The sequence below is a fragment of the Azorhizobium oxalatiphilum genome (assembly GCF_014635325.1).
In the GTDB taxonomy this organism is placed as follows: Bacteria; Pseudomonadota; Alphaproteobacteria; order Rhizobiales; family Xanthobacteraceae; genus Azorhizobium; species Azorhizobium oxalatiphilum.
Window position 1 is genome coordinate 240,964 of record NZ_BMCT01000001.1, and the last position, 16,284, is coordinate 257,247.

The 16,284-nt window shown below is 67.5% G+C and carries 14 protein-coding genes; 5 read left to right on the forward strand and 9 right to left on the reverse strand.

Features of this window, described 5'->3' with window-relative positions:
• The first annotated feature begins 107 nt into the window (after positions 1 to 107).
• Entirely contained in the window at positions 108 to 2,378 is a 2,271-nt protein-coding gene (locus tag IEW24_RS01165) for a COG3904 family protein (RefSeq protein ID WP_188574631.1), read from the forward strand.
• Between the two features lie 20 nt (positions 2,379 to 2,398).
• Here the strand turns inward: IEW24_RS01165 and IEW24_RS01170 are convergent, their stop codons facing one another.
• The 7 genes from IEW24_RS01170 to IEW24_RS01200 form a co-directional block, all read right to left on the reverse strand.
• Positions 2,399 to 3,076: a GntR family transcriptional regulator gene (locus tag IEW24_RS01170; protein ID WP_210324110.1), complete on the reverse strand. Its 678-nt coding sequence runs from the start codon at positions 3,074 to 3,076 to the stop codon at positions 2,399 to 2,401.
• A 2-nt stretch (positions 3,077 to 3,078) separates the two neighbouring features.
• The gene (locus IEW24_RS01175) at positions 3,079 to 3,765 is read right to left on the reverse strand and encodes a DUF2848 domain-containing protein (protein ID WP_188574633.1); all 687 of its coding nucleotides are present in this window, start codon (positions 3,763 to 3,765) and stop codon (positions 3,079 to 3,081) included.
• Positions 3,766 to 3,861: 96 nt separating this feature from the next.
• The gene (locus tag IEW24_RS01180) at positions 3,862 to 5,037 is read right to left on the reverse strand and encodes an ABC transporter substrate-binding protein (protein WP_188574635.1); all 1,176 of its coding nucleotides are present in this window, start codon (positions 5,035 to 5,037) and stop codon (positions 3,862 to 3,864) included.
• A gap of 29 nt (positions 5,038 to 5,066) precedes the next feature.
• Positions 5,067 to 5,792 carry an ABC transporter ATP-binding protein gene (locus tag IEW24_RS01185; protein WP_188574637.1) on the reverse strand — a complete coding sequence of 242 codons (726 nt, stop codon included), beginning with the start codon at positions 5,790 to 5,792 and terminating at the stop codon, positions 5,067 to 5,069.
• 5 nt (positions 5,793 to 5,797) lie between these two features.
• On the reverse strand, positions 5,798 to 6,565 hold the full coding sequence (locus IEW24_RS01190; protein ID WP_188574639.1) for an ABC transporter ATP-binding protein: 768 nt from the start codon (positions 6,563 to 6,565) through the stop codon (positions 5,798 to 5,800).
• On the reverse strand, positions 6,562 to 7,434 hold the full coding sequence (locus IEW24_RS01195) for a branched-chain amino acid ABC transporter permease (protein ID WP_188574641.1): 873 nt from the start codon (positions 7,432 to 7,434) through the stop codon (positions 6,562 to 6,564). The genes IEW24_RS01190 and IEW24_RS01195 overlap by 4 nt, the downstream gene beginning before the upstream one ends.
• A complete protein-coding gene (locus tag IEW24_RS01200) occupies positions 7,434 to 8,306 on the reverse strand; it encodes a branched-chain amino acid ABC transporter permease (RefSeq protein WP_188574642.1) in 873 nt (290 codons plus the stop codon). Before IEW24_RS01200 ends, IEW24_RS01195 begins: the two co-directional genes overlap by 1 nt.
• Positions 8,307 to 9,372: 1,066 nt before the next feature.
• Here IEW24_RS01200 and IEW24_RS01205 point away from each other — a divergent pair.
• Positions 9,373 to 10,524, forward strand: a complete 1,152-nt coding sequence (locus IEW24_RS01205) for a helix-turn-helix transcriptional regulator (RefSeq protein WP_188574644.1) — start codon at positions 9,373 to 9,375, stop codon at positions 10,522 to 10,524.
• 57 nt (positions 10,525 to 10,581) lie between these two features.
• Complete coding sequence (locus tag IEW24_RS01210) at positions 10,582 to 11,745, forward strand: hypothetical protein (RefSeq protein ID WP_188574646.1); 1,164 nt, start codon at positions 10,582 to 10,584, stop codon at positions 11,743 to 11,745.
• A gap of 464 nt (positions 11,746 to 12,209) precedes the next feature.
• On the opposite strand, the gene otsA is transcribed toward IEW24_RS01210, so the two are convergent.
• Entirely contained in the window at positions 12,210 to 13,685 is a 1,476-nt protein-coding gene (gene otsA / locus IEW24_RS01215; RefSeq protein WP_188574647.1) for an alpha,alpha-trehalose-phosphate synthase (UDP-forming), read from the reverse strand.
• A 2-nt stretch (positions 13,686 to 13,687) separates the two neighbouring features.
• Positions 13,688 to 14,476: a trehalose-phosphatase gene (otsB, locus tag IEW24_RS01220; protein WP_188574650.1), complete on the reverse strand. Its 789-nt coding sequence runs from the start codon at positions 14,474 to 14,476 to the stop codon at positions 13,688 to 13,690.
• A gap of 244 nt (positions 14,477 to 14,720) precedes the next feature.
• Between otsB and IEW24_RS01225 the strand changes: the two genes are divergently transcribed.
• Entirely contained in the window at positions 14,721 to 15,107 is a 387-nt protein-coding gene (locus tag IEW24_RS01225) for a hypothetical protein (protein WP_188574652.1), read from the forward strand.
• Positions 15,108 to 15,346: 239 nt separating this feature from the next.
• Positions 15,347 to 15,616, forward strand: coding sequence for a YMGG-like glycine zipper-containing protein (locus IEW24_RS01230; protein ID WP_188574654.1), 270 nt, complete (start codon positions 15,347 to 15,349; stop codon positions 15,614 to 15,616).
• Positions 15,617 to 16,284: the final 668 nt, after the last annotated feature.

The following is a 16,284-nucleotide window of genomic DNA, read 5'->3' on the forward strand; positions in this document are numbered from 1 at the left end:
TTGGCATATGAAGGGGGTCTCACGTTCTGGCACGTATTTGAAGGTTGATCCCGCGCCCTGTTCTGATCTGATGTCCGGATTGCCGCGCGCGGGGTGGGCCGGGCCAGATGACGACCGCTGTTACAGAATATATGGAGCAATACAAAAACGCGGTGCGATGGGTGGAGGGCATGCCCTTCCGCTGGGCGCGCAATGTGGGCGTACCGGGTGTGCTTCTGGCGATCCCGCTGGTGCTGCAAGCCTACATGGCCGGCAATGCCAAATGGCTCGGGCTGCTCTTCTTCCCGGTCGGATTGACCGTGCTGGGCGGCTTGAGCGGCTTTGTGGCCAGCCTCGCGTTGATGCGCGCCCTCAAACGGGGACGCGAGGCCGCGCTGCGGGCGGTGCCGTTGGCGGCCATCCTCGGCATGATGGCAGTGGCTGGGGCCAACGCGCTGGTCGGGCTGGTCGGCGTACTGGCCTCCGGCACCCAGGGGCGGATTCTCGAGGAGATGGTTGAGAGGCCGGGCAGGCCAGTTGGGTTCATTGCTGCTCTTCTGCTCATTCCCGTGGTGGTCGGGTTTCCGATCTCGCTTTTCTCCCGTCGTGGCCTGCGCAAGGCGTTGGACCTGGACACCGGGGACCGGGTTGCGCGCCGCTACATGGAAGAGCTGGAAACGGCGGATCAGGAGACGCTGAAGTCCGAGGCAGGTGCGGCGGCGGAGGGGGATGTGCAGGACGCACCTGCATCTGCCCTCTCGCCACCCCCTCTGCCCTCCGGTCCCCAGCCGCCGCCGCTGCCCTCCACCCAACGCCCGCCGCTCCTGCCGCCGGGCCATGACGGCAAGCACCGCCGCTTCAACAATTTCATTGCCCGCCACTGGCGGGGAGAGCTGTCGTTGCCGGTGTCCTATTGGGGCATCTCCTTCCTGGGCGCCATCGTCGTGGCGGCTGTCAGCGCGCTGATGGCGTTCCTGTTCGACGTGGACAAGGGCTATGAGCCGCGCGCCATCTTCTTCATGCTGGCGCTGGTCTGGGCCACGGTAGTGGTGGTGGCCGTTTGGCAGGTGGTCGGCACCTGGCGCTCGGCCGGCACTTATAGCCGCCAGCGCCGGGCCATGGGCCGGCGCACCGCGTGGGCGGTGGTCGCCCGCGTCATGCTCGTCCTGACCGTAATCCGCGCGGGCGTGACCTTCGCCGATACGGGCATTCCGCAATTGAGAGAAACCTACAAGATGGCCTTCCGGGGCGATCCGGACATGCCCGCCTATGCGCTGCGCGTCATGCGCAACGGCACGGAGATGGAGGTCTCAGGGGGCTTCAAATACGGCCTGACGCAGGATTTCGAGAAAGTGCTGGCGGCGTCGCCGCAAGTGCGCGTGGTGCATCTCACCAGCGTCGGCGGGCGGCTGGGCGAAGCCGCCAAGCTGGGGGAGGTGATCCGCGCACACGGGCTCGACACCTATGTGTCGGCCCATTGCGAATCCGCCTGCACGCTGGCCTTCGTGTTCGGCGGGCGGCGCTGGGTGGCGCCGGACGGCAAGCTGGGGTTCCACGGGCCGAGCTTCGCGGGCCTGCGCGGCGCGCAACTGGCGGCGAGCCGGCAGTCCATGAAGGCGGACTATGTCCGTGCCGGCATTCCGACCGCTTTCTTGGACCGGGCTCTGGCCGTTCCCGGCGACGACATGTGGTACCCGCCCCTGCCGGAGCTGCGCATGGCGAAGGTCATCACCGATGTGGCGGCCCGGGGGCAGTTCGCCGTCTCGGGCTATGGCATGATCCTGACGCGGGAGAAGATGGCGACGCTTCTGGCGGACTCGCTGCCGCTCTACGCGGCCCTCGAGGCGCGCATGCCGGACGCCTATGGCACGCTGGTGGATGGCTTCTTCGAGGGCTATCAGAGCGGCCTCACGCAGCCGGAGCTTTACCATCACCTCGATGAGAAGGTGCTGCCGCTCCTTCTGGCCGCCAAGCGTACGGCGTCGGACGATGTGGTGGTGGCCTATGGCCGTCTGGCGCTGGATCAGTATCTGGCGTTGCAGCGCGATCCGGCCCGCTGCTATCGCTTCATTTCGCAGGGGGCGGAAGAGGACGGGGCGAGCGCGGCTTCCCTGCCGCCGGCTCTGAAGGAGCGCGCTCTGGAGCTGGCGGCGCAGGCGGTGCTGTCTTCCGCGCCACGGCCGGAGCCGGACCCGAAGGCCACCGATGCCGCCTTCCGGCGGGTCTTCGCCGCCCTGCGCAAACAGTATGGCGCGCGGGTGGATGTGCTGGAACAGTCGGATGTGCCGGCGGCGCGGCAGGCGGATTATTGCGCCATGGTCATTGCCATGCAGCGGGAGATTCTGGCGTTGCAGCCGGCAGAGGCGGCATTGCTGCTGCGGGAGACGCAGGCGCAGTGAGGCGCGCAGGCCAGTGCCCTCTAAAGCTGCCGGCCGAGGTTTTCCGCGAAGGAGAGGATGTGCGCGCGCATGGCGGCTTCGGCGCCGTCCGCGTCGCGGCGGGCGATGGCGTCCACGATGGCGGCGTGCTCCTCCACCACGCGGTTATGGTGCTCGTGCTCGCGCAGCGACAGGAACCACACCCGCTGCGAGCGGTCGTGCAGATTGCGCAGGATGTCGCCCAGAACCATGTTGCGGGCAGCAGCCGAAATGGCGCCGTGGAAGCGGCGGTCGAGAGCCATCAGCGTGTCGGGATCGCCGGCCTGCGCCGCCGCCCGGCCGCGCGCGAGGGCGTCGTTCAGCGCACCGAGAACGGCATAGTCGGCCCGTTCCGCCGCGAGGCGGGCGCAGAACCCCTCGTTGAGCAGGCGCACGGCGACCATGTCCTGCACTTCGTCGCGCGTGATGGGGCGCACCATGATGCCCTTGCGGGGCAGGATCTCGACGAGGCCGTCATGCATCAGCCGGTCGAAGGCCTGGCGCACCGGGGTGCGGCCGAGGCTCAAGGCGGAGGAAACCTGCGCTTCGCTCAGCGCCTCACCGGGCCGGAACAGGCCGGTGATGATCCGCTGCTTGATGATCTCGTAGGCTTCCTCGCGCAGCGAGCGCGGCGCCTCCTCAGGCTCGAGGGAGCGGAAGGAGGCGCCGTTCGCCTGCATGCTCAGCCGTTCACCGGCAGCACGACCACGTCATAGCCGTGGCGGATGGTGCGCTTCAGCACCGGGTCTTCCATCTCGAACTCGAAGCGCTCGGCCGGGCGGATGCCGCCGTGCACGGCGAACGTGCCGCAGAACATCACCGAGCCGGCGGAAAGATCCGCGCCCGAGAAGCCGGCCACGACCTCGTCCGGCGGCAGCATGGAGTTCACGGTGCCTTCCTGATAGAGCACGCGCTCACCGTCGATGATCGCGAACGAGCGCAGGATCAGGCTGTCCCAGTGCGGCAGCACGTCGTCCAGCACCCACAGCTCGGGGGCGATGGGCTTGTCGCACATCTGCTTGGAGACGGTGATGCCATAGGTCTCGACCTTGCGGTCGGTATGGTCGGAGCCGACGCCCAGATAGCGCTTGCCGCCCACGTTCACCAGCATGAACTCCACCTCGCCGGAGGAATCCGGGCCGGTGTTCTCCAGCACGGTCGCGGTGGTGAAGCGGGAGGTCGAGCAGCGGTAGTAGATCGGGGTCGAGGCGGGGCGGGCGACGCCCAGCTCTTCCAGCTCGACGATGTGCTTCTCCAGCGCCACCTTGTCCCGGCCGGTCCAGCCGGCGATGACCGCGGTCGTGATGTCCAGGGTTTCCTGCCGGCTCGTGCCGCCGGAATGGATGGTGAAAGTGAGCGCGGTGCCCATGATGGCGTGTCCTTGGAAGAGGGTCGTTGCCCGATAAGAATAGGGGGGACCGGCGGCAGGGGGGAGGGGGAGCCGCCGGTCCCGTACTCGCAGGCCTTATTCAGGCATGCGGGTGTCGAGAAGGGTCCACTTGCCGCCCTTGACCTCGAGAATGTAGATCGGCTTCACGGCGTCGCCGTCCTTGAAGGAGATCTTGCCTTCCAGGGCGTCGAAGTCCTTCAGCTTGGCCAGCTCGTCGCGCACCGCGGTGCGGTCGGAGATCAGCTTGTCCTTGGTGCCGGCCACTTCGCCGCGCTTCATCGCCTCGGCATAGAGATAGACGATGTCGTAGACAGCGGCGTCCATCTGGTTGGGCTCGGTGCGGGCGATGCCGGCAGCCTTCGTGCGCTTGGCGAACTCGGCCGAGAAGGCCTTGGTCTTGTCGTTCACGTCGGGGAAGAAGGTGGTGCCGATGGTCAGCGTCTCGCCGGCGCCGTCCATGCGCTTGGGAAGCTCCGGATCAGCGATGGTGGTGCCACCGATGACGCGGGTGTTCACGCCCTGGCGCTTCAGCTCCTTGGCCAGATTCACGGCGCCTTCCGGGGGCGAGCCGAGACCGACGATGTCGGGGGCCATTTCCTTCAGCTTGGAGACCTGGGGAGAGAGGTCGAAGGCGGAGAGCTGGAAGTCCACCGAGCCCTTGGCGGGGACGGAATACTTCTCGAACAGCTTCGGCACCACGACCGTGCCCATGGACTTGGACACCACGTCGTCGGTGGCGTAAGCGGCGGCGCCGGAAGCGGCCGGCAGGTTCTTGGACTTGATGGAGGCCATCACCTGATCGAGGACGATGCCCTCGTCGGTGGTGTTGCGGAAGCCGTAGGAGAAGCCCTTGGTGAGGCCCGGGGCCGAAGAGGCCATGGACATCTGCGGGATGCCGGCGCGCTCGCCCACCGGGAAGGTGGTGCGGATCTCGGACGAGGAGAACGGGCCGATGACGGCGATGGCGGCATCGTCGTCGGCGAAGCGGCGCAGCGCGGTGGTGGCCTGCTTCGGATCGCCGGCGGTGTCGAACTTGACCACCTTGATCTTCTTGCCGTTCACGCCGCCCTTGGCGTTGATCTCTTCCACCGCGAGATCGACCGCGATCTCGTTGGTGCCGGCGAGGCTCACATAGGGGCCGGACTTGGCCATCATGTAGCCGAGGATGAGTTCACCATCGGCACGGGCGGCCATGGCGCCGGCCGAGACGGCGGCCAGCAGGGTTGCACCAAAGACAAGCGACTTCTTCATTGAACCGGCTCCTTGTGGAAGGGGGGTCGTCAGTGAGAGGGAGTACCTTCGCCGAGATAGGCCTGTTGCAGGCGCGGATCGGCGGCGAGGGCCTTCGGATCGCCGGCCATCACCACGCGCCCGAGTTCGAGCACGGTGGCCTGATGGGCGACGCCCAGCGCCTTGCCGGTGTTCTGCTCCACCAGAAGGATGGAGAGGCCGTCACGGTTGAGTTCCTTGATCAGATCGAAGAGCTTCGAGACGAACAGCGGCGAAAGGCCGAGGGAGGGCTCGTCCAGCATCATCAGTCGGGGTTTCGCGAGCATTGCACGGCCGATGGCCAGCATCTGCTGCTCGCCGCCCGAAAGGCACGAGGCCAGCATGTGCCGGCGCTCCGCAAGGTTCGGGAAACGTTGATAAATCGCGTCGATCTCGGCTTTCACTCTGGTTGTGTCGGTGCGCATATGCGCGCCCAGCTGGAGGTTCTCCTCCACAGAAAGCGAGATCAGGATGCGCCGGCCTTCCGGCACCAGCACGAGGCCGGAGGCGATGCGGCTGTGGGTGGGTGCGCGGGTGATGTCCGCGCCGCTGAAACGGATACCGCCAGCCTTCAGCGGCACGGCGCCGAGGATGGCGCGCAGCAGCGTGGACTTGCCGGCACCGTTGGCGCCGAGCACGGTGACGATCTCGCCCTCGTTGACCGTCAGATCAACACCGGACAGCGCGGTCACGCGGCCGTAATTGACCTCGATGGCGGAGACTTCCAGAAGCGCCATCGGCCTCACTCCTCGTCCGAGCCGATATAGGCTTCGCGCACTTTCGGGTCCTTCCGCACGACGGACAGCGGCCCCTCGGCGATCTTCTCGCCGAAGTTCAGCACCACCACGTTCTCGCAGATGCTGTCGACGAAGTGCATGTCGTGCTCCACCACCAGCAGGGTCAGGCCGGAGGCGATCAGCGCCTTCAGGTGGTCGCGCAGCGCATTGGTCTCGCTGGGGTTGAGGCCGGCGGCCGGCTCGTCCAGCATCAGCACGTTGGCCCCGGCGAGCGTGGCGCGCACCAGATCGATGCGCTTGCGCACGCCATAGGGCAGGGCGCCCACCGTCTCGTCCGCATACTGGCCGAGCCCGCTCTCCTCCAGCGCGCGACGCGCCTCCCGCTTCCACTTGTGGTTGGGGATGAGGCGATAGGGGGTGATCAGCGCGCAGAGCGAGGAGGCCCGCACATGCTGGCCCACCAGCAGGTTTTCCAGAACCGAGAGATGGCCCATGAGCCGGATGTTCTGGAACGAGCGGGCGACACCGGAGCGGATGCGCTGGCGCGAGGGCATGCGGGTGATGTCGGTGCCGTTCACATGGATGGAACCGGCATCGATGCCGTAGACGCCGCTGACCAGATTGAACACCGTGGTCTTGCCGGCGCCATTGGGGCCGATGAGGGCCGTGGCGTGGCCCTTGGGCACGGTGAACGACAGGTCGCGGATGGCGCGCACGCCGGCAAACGACTTCTGCAGGCCCTTTATCTCAAGGGCAGGGGTGGCGGCGGTCATGCGGACGCTCCCTTGCCCTGAGCTTCGGTGCCCGCAGCAGCCTTGGGGCGGCGGCGGAAGATGCGGAACAGGGAGGCGGTGATGAGCCCCTGCGGACGCAGCGCCATGAAGACGATGATGAACATGGCGAACAGGGCATAGCGCCACTGCTCCGAGGCGCGCAGCAGCTCCGGCACCAGCGTGAAGAAGGCGGCGCCCACCAGCGGGCCCCACACGGTCTGCGTGCCGCCGAACAGCACATAGAGCACGGTGTAGACCGAGAGCAGCACGGAGAAGTGCTGGGCCTCGATGAAGTTGTAATGGTGGGCGTAGAAGGCGCCGCCGAAGCCGGCCACCGCCGCGCCGAGCGCGAAGGCGGACACCTGGATGCCGCGCACCGAAATGCCCATCAGGTCCGCGACCGTCGGGTCGCTCTTCACGGCGGTCAGATAGAGCGCATAGCGGGTGCGGGACAGCAGCACCATGAACAGCGTGACGCCGATGGCGGCCGCGAACACCACATAAGGCGAAGCGAACTCGGTGACGGGATAGCCGGCGGCGCCCCCCACCACTTCGAGGTTGAGGAAGATGGCGGCGATCACCTGCCCGAGGGCGAAGGTGGCCAGCGCCAGATAGATGCCGTGGGTGCGCAGCACCGGAATGCCGATGAGGATGCCCACCAGACCGGCGGCGGCGCTGCCGATGGGGATGGCCATCCACATGGGCCACATCATCTCGTTGGTGAGATAGGCGGCGGCATAGGCGCCCACCGCCATGAAGCCGGCGATGCCGAGATTGAGCTGGCCCGCCGCCATGGGCAGGTAGACGGCGTAGGCCGCCATGACATTGAAGGCGAGGACGACGAGGACGCCGGTCAGATAGCCGCTCATCACAGCTTCTCCCGCGCAGGCGGACGGCCGAGCAGGCCCTGTGGCCGCAGAATGAGGATCACCAGAAGAAGTCCATAGACAGTGATGTTGACCACGTCGGCGCCGATGAAGCTCACCGAGAGCACCTCGGCGAGGCCGATCAGCAGGCCGCCGATGACCGCGCCCCAGATGGAGCCCATGCCGCCGATGATCATGGCGGCAACAGCCTTGAAACCGATGCCCTCGCCCATGAAGGGCGTGACCTGCTGGTAGTTGATGGCGAACAGCAGGCCGGCCAGCGCCGCCAGCAGCGCGCTGCACACGAAGAGCTGCGGCACGAGGCGCTCGATATTGATGCCCATGAGCATGGCCGTCTCGCGGTTCTCGGCCACCGTGCGGATACGGCGCCCCGCATTGGTGGTGCGCAGGAACCAGGAGAGCCACGCCACGAGGCCGAGCGAGATGGCCATGGAGACCAGCTGCACGATGCCGATGACGAGGCCGCCCACGCGCAGGTTCATGTCCGGGAACAGCGCCGGGAAGGCCTGCTGGTCGGAGCCGTAGCGGATGAGCACGAGATTTTCGAGCAGCACCAGGAAGCCGAGGGAGGAGACAAGGGGCACGTCCGCGTCCCCCTCCTTCATCCGTCTGTAGGCGAGCCGCTCCACCAGCAGCGAGACGAGGGCGGCGATGAACAGCGCGCCGGCAGCGGCCAGCAGGAAGGGCCAGCCCATCTTCAGGAAGCCGAAGGTGGCCACCCCGCCCAGCATGAACAGGCCGGGGATGGAGAAATTGAGGAAGTTCAGCACGCCGATGGCGAGCGTGAAGGCCACGGCCACCAGCATGTAGATGGCGCCGAGCATCAGGCCGTTGATGATCTGCTGTGTCAGCATGGGCGGCTCTGGCACCTTTCCTGAAAGGACCGTCTGGGGGACGGCGGGACCACCCGGCCGACCGCCTGCGGACGCAGGGGAAGGTCGATCGGTACGGCAATCAAATTAGATAATAAACAAAGCTAAACGTAAGAGTTGGTCAAGCTGAAATTTCAGGCGGATTTCAGTTCATTTCGCCTCTTGTGACGTCACTTGGGTAACGGCGGGAAAACCGGAGGCTGGGCCTTTCGAGGGCTAGAAAATCCTTTTGCGGCGGGGCTTCGAGGCGCTTGACGGGACGCCGGTATATGGTGGACGTTATTCGGGTGTAATCTGGGGGGATGCGCGTTCGGGTGGCGGGTTCGCGGTGCGGTTCATGGTGAAAGGTGGCCTGAGGCTACCCACTTCCTGTGGACCACGCGACGGATCGGGCACCGGGTCGACGGATTGCCGGCCGCAGACAGCCGATCGGCGCCTCCGGGGGAGGCGGGCCATGGGCTGTGCGGGCCGCGATGCCGGTTTCGGGCGAACTCCGCTCGCAGGCTGCTGCGGGTGACGTCCCGAGGGCTTGACCCACGAACGGCTTGATCCGTTGCGACAGATGCATGTGGTCGGCACCGCTGGCGAGGGCTGGGGTGCACGTGGCGTGTGTGGGCGCTCTGCGTGCGGGTGCCTTCTGTGATGAGGCAGATCGTTTCTGCGCGCGACAAATCCCTTCCCCCGCAAGCGGGAGAGGGCTTTCCGGCAGGTGGGAGCGGAGAGGGCGCTCCCTCTTCGCCCGCACGACAGGTCCCCTCTCCCGCCTGTGGGGAAGGGGGCCAGGGAAGGGCAAGGGAAGGGGCAGAGGGCGTCCGGCATCGGAGCGCCGGGCGGGCTTGATGCGGACGAGCCTGTCGGCGGACGAAGCGTCGGATGAGGAACGGGGCGGGGGAGCCACCTTCCGAAAGGGCTCCGGAAATGCGGCTGCCTTCCGAAAGGGAAGGTTCGGCATCATCCGGCGGCTCCGGGGTGCGTAAACAGGGCACGGTACAGGTACAGGCACAGGACTTGGACGATCGAAAGCACCGGGGGCGGGAGCAAAAGCGACATGGCGTCCATTACGCGCGAAGACATCGCGGATCTGACCGGTCGGCTCTATGAGGCGGCCTATGACGCGGAGGCGTGGCCGGCGGCCATCCGCACCCTGCAGGATGCGTTTCATGGCGCAGCGGCCTGCTTCTGCATCGAGTTCGCGCACCATGCCGACGTGGTGAGCGGCAATTGCGATCCCGGCTATGCCAACCTCTATCTGAACGACATGCTGAACCACAACCAGATCTGGCGCCCCCTCATGGGCGCCGTGGACGGGCTGGTGGCCACCGATCAGTCGTTCATGACCAAGGCCGAGTTCCGCAGCAGCGTCTTCTATAACGAGTGGTACGCCCCGCAGGGCTATCTCGGCTCCATGGCCTGCAAGGTGCCTGCGCCGCAACTGGGCGGCTCCGGCTTCTTCATCGTCACCCGTGGCCGCACGCAGCCGGATTTCGATGCGGAAGACATGGCGGCCATGCGGCTCATGGCGCCGGTGATGATGAAGGTGGCGCGGCTACGCCAGCAGTTCGGCGCGCTGCGCGTGGCCGAGCGGGCGGAGGCGGCGCTGCTGGCCAATGCGGGGGTGGGCTTCGCGCTGGCTGACCATGAGGGGCGCCTGCTGCACACCAGCCCCACCGCCACCGATCTTCTCGCCCGCGCCGGCCTGCTGGCGCGCGGCGACCGGCTCGGCGTGGCGCGCACGGCGAATGCCGGGGAGAGCGTGGGCCGCACCTTGCAGCGCCTGCTGGCGCGGGCCTGCGCGCCGCAGCCGGGCGTTCTGGATGGTGGCAGCGGCGAGCTGATGCTGCGGCCCGATCCCACGCGGCCGGATCAGGTCTATGCGGTGGCGATCAGCCCGGTGCGCGATGCGGAGGCCTATGGTCTTTCGGCGCGGGGCGTCGCGGCGGTGTTCGTGCGTCAGGTGGGCTTTGGCCTGCCGGAGGGGTTCTCGCGCATGACGCGGACCCTGTTCGGCTTTTCCGCCCGCGAGGCGGAGATCGCCGCCTGCCTCGCCGCCGGCGGGGCGCTGAAGGATGCGGCGGCGAGCTGCGGCATCACCATGGCCACCGCGCGCACCTATATGGCGCGCATCTTCGAGAAGACCGAGACCAGCCAGCAAAGTCAGGTGGTCGCCCTCCTGCGCGGCCTCATCCCCGCGCCGGGGTGAGGGAGGCGTGCCCCTGCGCGCGATCTGAACCGGATGTGAGCCACACGGGGGGAGCCGATGGCGGGGAAGCGGCAGGCGATCGTCCTCATTCCCGGCCTGCGCCGGCTCCAGCGCAACGTGCAGCGCGCCGTGCTGGTGGAGAACCTGCTGGTGGACGAGCACGTCCCCCTGCGGCGCTCGGGCACGGACGAGACGGCGGAAATCAAGATCCCCGGCGCATCGGGTGTTCGCCTGCGGGTGGTGGAGGCGCGCGCGGGCGAGGCTGCGCCGCCGGCAGGGCTCGAAAGCTGCGATGTGTTCGAGGCCTATTGGGTCGATCTGCTGCCCGCCGAGGCCGAGACCAAGCCGTTCGTGCGCATGATGCGCGGCTTCGGTCTTCTGTCCTACTGGTTCATCAGCCGCATCTGGCTGGCCGTGCTTTGGGCCACGAGCTGGCAGGTGGCGCTGGGGCTGCTGCTCGGCGGCATCGCGCTCATCGTCTGGTACGCCTCAGTCGTGATCACGGCCGCCAATTGGGTGCTCGACCCGGCAACCGGCGGGGCGATGGCCACCACGTTGCTGGGAATGTTTCCCCGCACCACGTCCGGGCTGCGCTGGCTGGCGGGATGGTGGGGCTGGCCCATGATCGCGCTGCTGCTGCCGGTCACGCCGCTGATGGTGCTGGTGGAGCATGCGCAGGCGGTGCGGGTGCTGCTGACCAATGCGCTGGACGAGCGCGGCGTCGGCCAGCGCAGCCGCATCCGCAAGGCGGTGGGCGACGTGCTCTCCGCCGTGGCCGGGGCGAGCGACGAGCAGGGCCTGCCGTCCTATGACGTCATCACCGTGGTGGCGCACAGTTTCGGCGCGGTGATCCTCATCGACCTGTTGGCGGACTGGCCGCATGACCGCGACTTCGCCCGCATGGAGGTGGTGACGCTGGGCTCGCCCGACAGCGTGCTCGCCGTGCGCTCCCGCTGGCTGCGCGAGGAGACCGCGCGCGTGCTGGCGCAAAAGCCCGTGGCGCGCTGGACCGACGTGTCGGCGGGCAATGACTATCTCAGCGCGCCGGTGGCGGGGCATGCGGCGGCCTATGGCTCACAGGCAAGCCGCCAGTTGGTGCTGGATCAGGGCGGGCTGTTCCAGACCCGCGCCCACGGCGCCTATTTCACCTCGTCCGAAGTGCTGGAATTGCTGCTGGCCCGGCCCGCCCAAGCGCCCGCGCCCCACACTCCGCCCGAATAGGGCCGGAACAGACGGCCTGCCGCGTGGATTGCGGCGTCACCAAGTCAGCGGTGTTTTAGCCCTCCATTTGTCCTCCATTTGGTGGATACCGCCATGCCCGTATCCAGCATAAGTTCATGTTCAGTGGCTATATGCTTGGCGGTGGATCTTGCGGGGGGCGACCCCGGCAGGCGGCCCGTCCGGGCATATGGGAGAGCCACTGGAGTTTCGGGGGACGTGCCGCGGGCGGCCGTTTCCTGTTCGGGCTCCCAGCCTGGGGACACCCCGTTCGCGGGGTGCAAGGGGAGAAAACGGCCGGCCTGCCGTAGGCCGGCCGTTTTATTTTGCCCGCCTGTCCACGCCGGGACTGCCGACGCCGGGGCTGCCCGCACCGGAACTGCCCGCACCGGACCTTCCGTGACATGAAAACGGCCGGCTGCGGGGCGCAGCCGGCCGTCGTCTTCCCCCGGGCGAAACGGGGACAGCTACATTTCCAGCGGGCGCTGAAGGCCGTGGAAATCGGCCATGCGCGCGGTGGATGAGCGCATGGAGCCGGGGCGGGATAAAAGGCTGTCCAGCGCCGGCTGCGACGGCTCGATGAGGGCGTCGAGGAAGGTCTGCGCCCAGTGGTCGATGTCATTGTCGGTGAGCACCGCCATCATGCGCTGGTAGCGGTCCTGCCGCTCCTTCAGCGGCATTTCCAGCGCCCGGCGCAGGGCGAGGGCCACGCCCTCGATCTCGTGCGGGTTCACCATCAGCGCCCCGCCGCCCATCTCCGCCGCCGCGCCCGCGAACTGGGAGAGCAGCAGCACGCCGGGATCATTGGGATCCTGCGCCGCCACGAATTCCTTGGCGACGAGGTTCATGCCGTCGCGCAGCGGCGTCACCATGGCCACGTCCGCGACCCGGTAGAGGCCGGCCAGCGCCGAGCGGGAATAGGTCTTGTTGACGTAGCGCAGCGGCGTCCAGGAGACGTCGCCGAACTCGCCGTTGATCTGCCCCGCCTTGGTGGAGATGTAGCGGTCCATCTCCGCATATTCGGGCACGGCCGTGCGGCTCTTCGGCGTGATCTGCACGAACGTCACCTTCTCGTGCCATTCGGGCGTGGTGCGCAGCAGGCTCTCGAAGGCTTCGAGGCGATTGGGGATGCCCTTGGAATAGTCGAGGCGATCCACGCCCAGCACCATCTTCTTGCCGCCGAGGCTGGAGCGGAAATCCTTCATGAAGTTGGTGCGCATGGCGTGGCGGGCACGGCGCGCGAAGCTCTCGGTCTCGATGGCCACCGGGAAGGCGCCCACCTTCACCCGCCGGCCGCCGATGTCATAGGCGCGGCGATCGGCGGTGGCCTGTCCGCCACGGGATTCCAGATAGCGGCCGAAGTTTTCCTTGTCGCTCTCGGTCTGGAAGCCCAGCAGATCGTAATGGGCCAGCGCGCCGATGATCTCGCCATGGCGCGGCAGCGCCTGGATCAGCTCCGGCGGCGGCATGGGGATGTGCAGGAAGAAGCCGATGCGGTTCTTGTGCCCGCGCTCACGCAGATACCGGGCCAGCGGCATCATGTGATAGTCGTGCACCCAGATGATGTCGTCCGGCTCCAGGATCTTCGAGACATGGTCGGCGAAGATCTTGTTGACCCGGATATAGCCCGACAGATCGGAGCGGTGGAACTCGGCCAGATCCACGCGATAGTGCAGGATCGGCCACAGCACGCGATTGGCGAAGCCGTTGTAATATTCCTGGTAATCGTCCTCTTTCAGGTCGATCACCGCGTATTTGACGCCGTTGCGATTGGAGATGGCGGGGCGCTCGGACGGCTCCTCGCTGATCTTGCCGCTCCAGCCGAACCAGATGCCGGAACGCTCCTTCAGCGCCGCGTTGACGGCGACCGCAAGGCCCCCGGCGGCGGTCTTGCCGGCCTCGGGAACGGCAACGCGATTGGATACGACGATCAAGCGCGACACGGTCAGTTCCTCCGGGCGGTTTCGGCGAGGGTCTCAAGGAGGGCGCGCACGTCCTCCGCCTGGGGCAGCACCGCATCGGCGATGGGCAGGTCACGGCCGACGGACACCACCACGCCGCCCATGTCCTTCATGACGGCGAACGCCGCCTCGTCGGTCACGTCGTCGCCCATGAACACGGGCGTGCGGCCGGCGAACGCGGGCATCTGCATGAACTGGCGCACGGCCGAGCCCTTGTCGTGGCTGGCCCGCTTGACCTCGAACACCAGCCGGCCCGGCAGCAGCGAGAGGCCGTTCCCGGCCTCGCTGACAAAACGCTCAAGAAGCGATTTCAGTTCGGGTCCGGCCTCCGGATTGAGGCGATAATGCAGGGCGACGGTGGATTTCTTGTCCTCCACCAGCACGCCTTCGATGTGGCGGGTCAGGTCCACGAGGCCGTGGCGGATGTCCTTCTCAAGCTCCGGGCTCTGGCGGTCGATCTCGGCGTCCGCCGACAGCCGCATCTCGCCGCCATGCACGCCGGATGCGGCAAGGCGGAGCGGGGAGAAGAGGGCGTCGAGACCGGCCACGGTGCGTCCGCTGACGAGCGCAAGGGCGCCTCCGGTCTCGCGGTCGAGGGTCTCCAGGGTCTTCAGCAGGGTTTTCGGCACGGTGACTGCGTCCGGATGGATCGCGATGTCGATCAGGGTGCCATCTACGTCAAAGAAGAACGCGCAATCGTGCGGGTTCAGGAGATCCTCCAGCGGGAGCGCTGAACGACCATGCGCCTCGGAAGGTGCAAAGGGTGCGTGCATGAAATCCTCTTGGATGAATCGCTTATGAACAACGCGTCGTGCGCGCCACGGTTCCCCCTAAAGTTGAACGAACTTTCGCCAGAATAGGCAGCCGCGGCGCAGATGTCCAATTGCGGCGCAGGCGCGCAGGGGTCGATCATCTCAGGATCAACCCAAATGAAGTAATTGCTTCATCCAACCTCAACCGTCACCGGAACCTGCGACGTGACTCTGCGTTTCCCTAGCGAACAACGGAGATAGGCTCATGCTTGGCTATGGATCGCGATCCTCGACCAACGATATTTCCCGCCAGATCGATGCGCTGAAGACGGACATCGCGAAACTCGGCGAGGCCCTCGCCGGGGCGGCGGAGGAAAACACCCGCCAGCCGCGCAAGGATGCGGCCCGCTATGCCAGCCGCGCGCTGCATGTGGTGGAGGACGGCGCGCAGGCGCTGGCCGCCAGCGGCTTCTCCCTGGCCCGCGACGGCAGCCGCTCGGCGGCGCGCTCCATGGGCCGCACGGTAAACCGCGCCGAGGGCCTGGTAAGCGCCAATCCGGGCACCGCCGTTCTCGCGGCGGTTGCCGTGGGCTTGACCGTGGGAGCTGTATTGTATGCCATGGCGGCAGGTGAGCGCGCCTCGCGCCGCTGATGGCGGGCCGGCCTGACGGCGCGTCCGTCGGGGTCGGAGGTGAGCGACGCCAAGGGTTTTCATGTCGTCGCGGGCTCTGCCTGCGGGGCTGGAAAGCGGAGGGCGCGTCCTGCGGAGGGAATCATCCCGGCCGCAGGGTTGCGCGTAGTTAGAGTGTCAGCGCCACGCGATCGGGAGCATGCTTCCGGGGGCGGCGCAATCCACCGGCCAGGCCGGCGACGACTGAAGGGAGAGTAGTTATGAAGGGTGCTATGGTGGTCCTCGCTGCCGCGTTGGCTCTGGCCGGCTGCAGCCAGTATTCCGAATCCGACCGCGCTGTGGGCGGCGGTCTCATCGGTGCGGGCGCGGGCGCCCTGATCGGCGGCGCTGCCACCGGCACGGCCGGCGGCGCGCTGATCGGCGCGGGCCTTGGCGGCGTCGGCGGCGCGATTGCCGGCGCGGCCACCACCCCGAACGCCTGCTGGGCGCGCGATGCCTATGGCAATTCCTATCAGGTGCGTTGCCCCTGATCGCTTTCGCGATCACATCTGCGAGATCGGAACGGGGCGCCTTCGGGCGCCCCGTTTGCGTTTGGGGGGGCTTAGCGAGGCGGGAAGTGGGCGCATCGGAGTGGAATGCGCGGGCAGGCGCGACTTCGCCTGATGCCGTGCGCCCGGCTGTGGCCCCTCTCATCGTCCCCGCCCATTTCACCCTCTCCCGCTTGCGGAGGAGGGCAGGGAGGGGGCCGCGGGAAGCGCGGGCGTTGGGGGATGGCTGGGAAGCCGCGGGCACTGTCGGCGCGCGTCCTTTGCCCCCTCCCCAACCCTCCCTCGCAGGCGGGAGAGGGGGCGCGTTGTGCGGGTGGGAAGGGGCGCGTCAGTCTCCCCCGCAGCTAAGAGAAAGGGGCGCGTTGCGTGGGCGCGAAGGGCGCGTGTCAGCCCAGGAGGCCTTGGCGGAAACGACCATGCCTGATGCCGTGCGCCCGGCTGTGGACCCGCTCACCGTCCCCGCCCATTTCACCCTCTCCCGCTTGCGGGGGAGGGCAGGGAGGGGGCCGCGCGTAGCGCGGGAAGCGCAGGGCGTTAGGGGATGGCTGGGAAGCCGCGGGCACTGTCGGCGCGCGTCCTTTGCCCCCTCCCCAACCCTCGCCCGCAAGCGGGAGAGGGGGCGCGTTGTGCGGGCTGGAAGGGACGCGTCA

Bases quoted from the DNA above. Each gene is read 5' to 3' on its own strand.
- IEW24_RS01225 (WP_188574652.1), top strand. From the start codon at position 14,721: ATGCTTGGCTATGGATCGCGATCCTCGACCAACGATATTTCCCGCCAG.
- IEW24_RS01185 (WP_188574637.1), bottom strand. From the start codon at position 5,792: ATGGCGCTTCTGGAAGTCTCCGCCATCGAGGTCAATTACGGCCGCGTG.
- IEW24_RS01165 (WP_188574631.1), top strand. From the start codon at position 108: ATGACGACCGCTGTTACAGAATATATGGAGCAATACAAAAACGCGGTG.
- IEW24_RS01175 (WP_188574633.1), bottom strand. From the start codon at position 3,765: ATGGGCACCGCGCTCACTTTCACCATCCATTCCGGCGGCACGAGCCGG.
- IEW24_RS01200 (WP_188574642.1), bottom strand. From the start codon at position 8,306: ATGCTGACACAGCAGATCATCAACGGCCTGATGCTCGGCGCCATCTAC.
- otsB (WP_188574650.1), bottom strand. From the start codon at position 14,476: ATGCACGCACCCTTTGCACCTTCCGAGGCGCATGGTCGTTCAGCGCTC.
- IEW24_RS01230 (WP_188574654.1), top strand. From the start codon at position 15,347: ATGAAGGGTGCTATGGTGGTCCTCGCTGCCGCGTTGGCTCTGGCCGGC.
- IEW24_RS01195 (WP_188574641.1), bottom strand. From the start codon at position 7,434: ATGAGCGGCTATCTGACCGGCGTCCTCGTCGTCCTCGCCTTCAATGTC.
- IEW24_RS01170 (WP_210324110.1), bottom strand. From the start codon at position 3,076: ATGCAGGCGAACGGCGCCTCCTTCCGCTCCCTCGAGCCTGAGGAGGCG.
- IEW24_RS01210 (WP_188574646.1), top strand. From the start codon at position 10,582: ATGGCGGGGAAGCGGCAGGCGATCGTCCTCATTCCCGGCCTGCGCCGG.
- IEW24_RS01205 (WP_188574644.1), top strand. From the start codon at position 9,373: ATGGCGTCCATTACGCGCGAAGACATCGCGGATCTGACCGGTCGGCTC.
- IEW24_RS01180 (WP_188574635.1), bottom strand. From the start codon at position 5,037: ATGAAGAAGTCGCTTGTCTTTGGTGCAACCCTGCTGGCCGCCGTCTCG.
- IEW24_RS01190 (WP_188574639.1), bottom strand. From the start codon at position 6,565: ATGACCGCCGCCACCCCTGCCCTTGAGATAAAGGGCCTGCAGAAGTCG.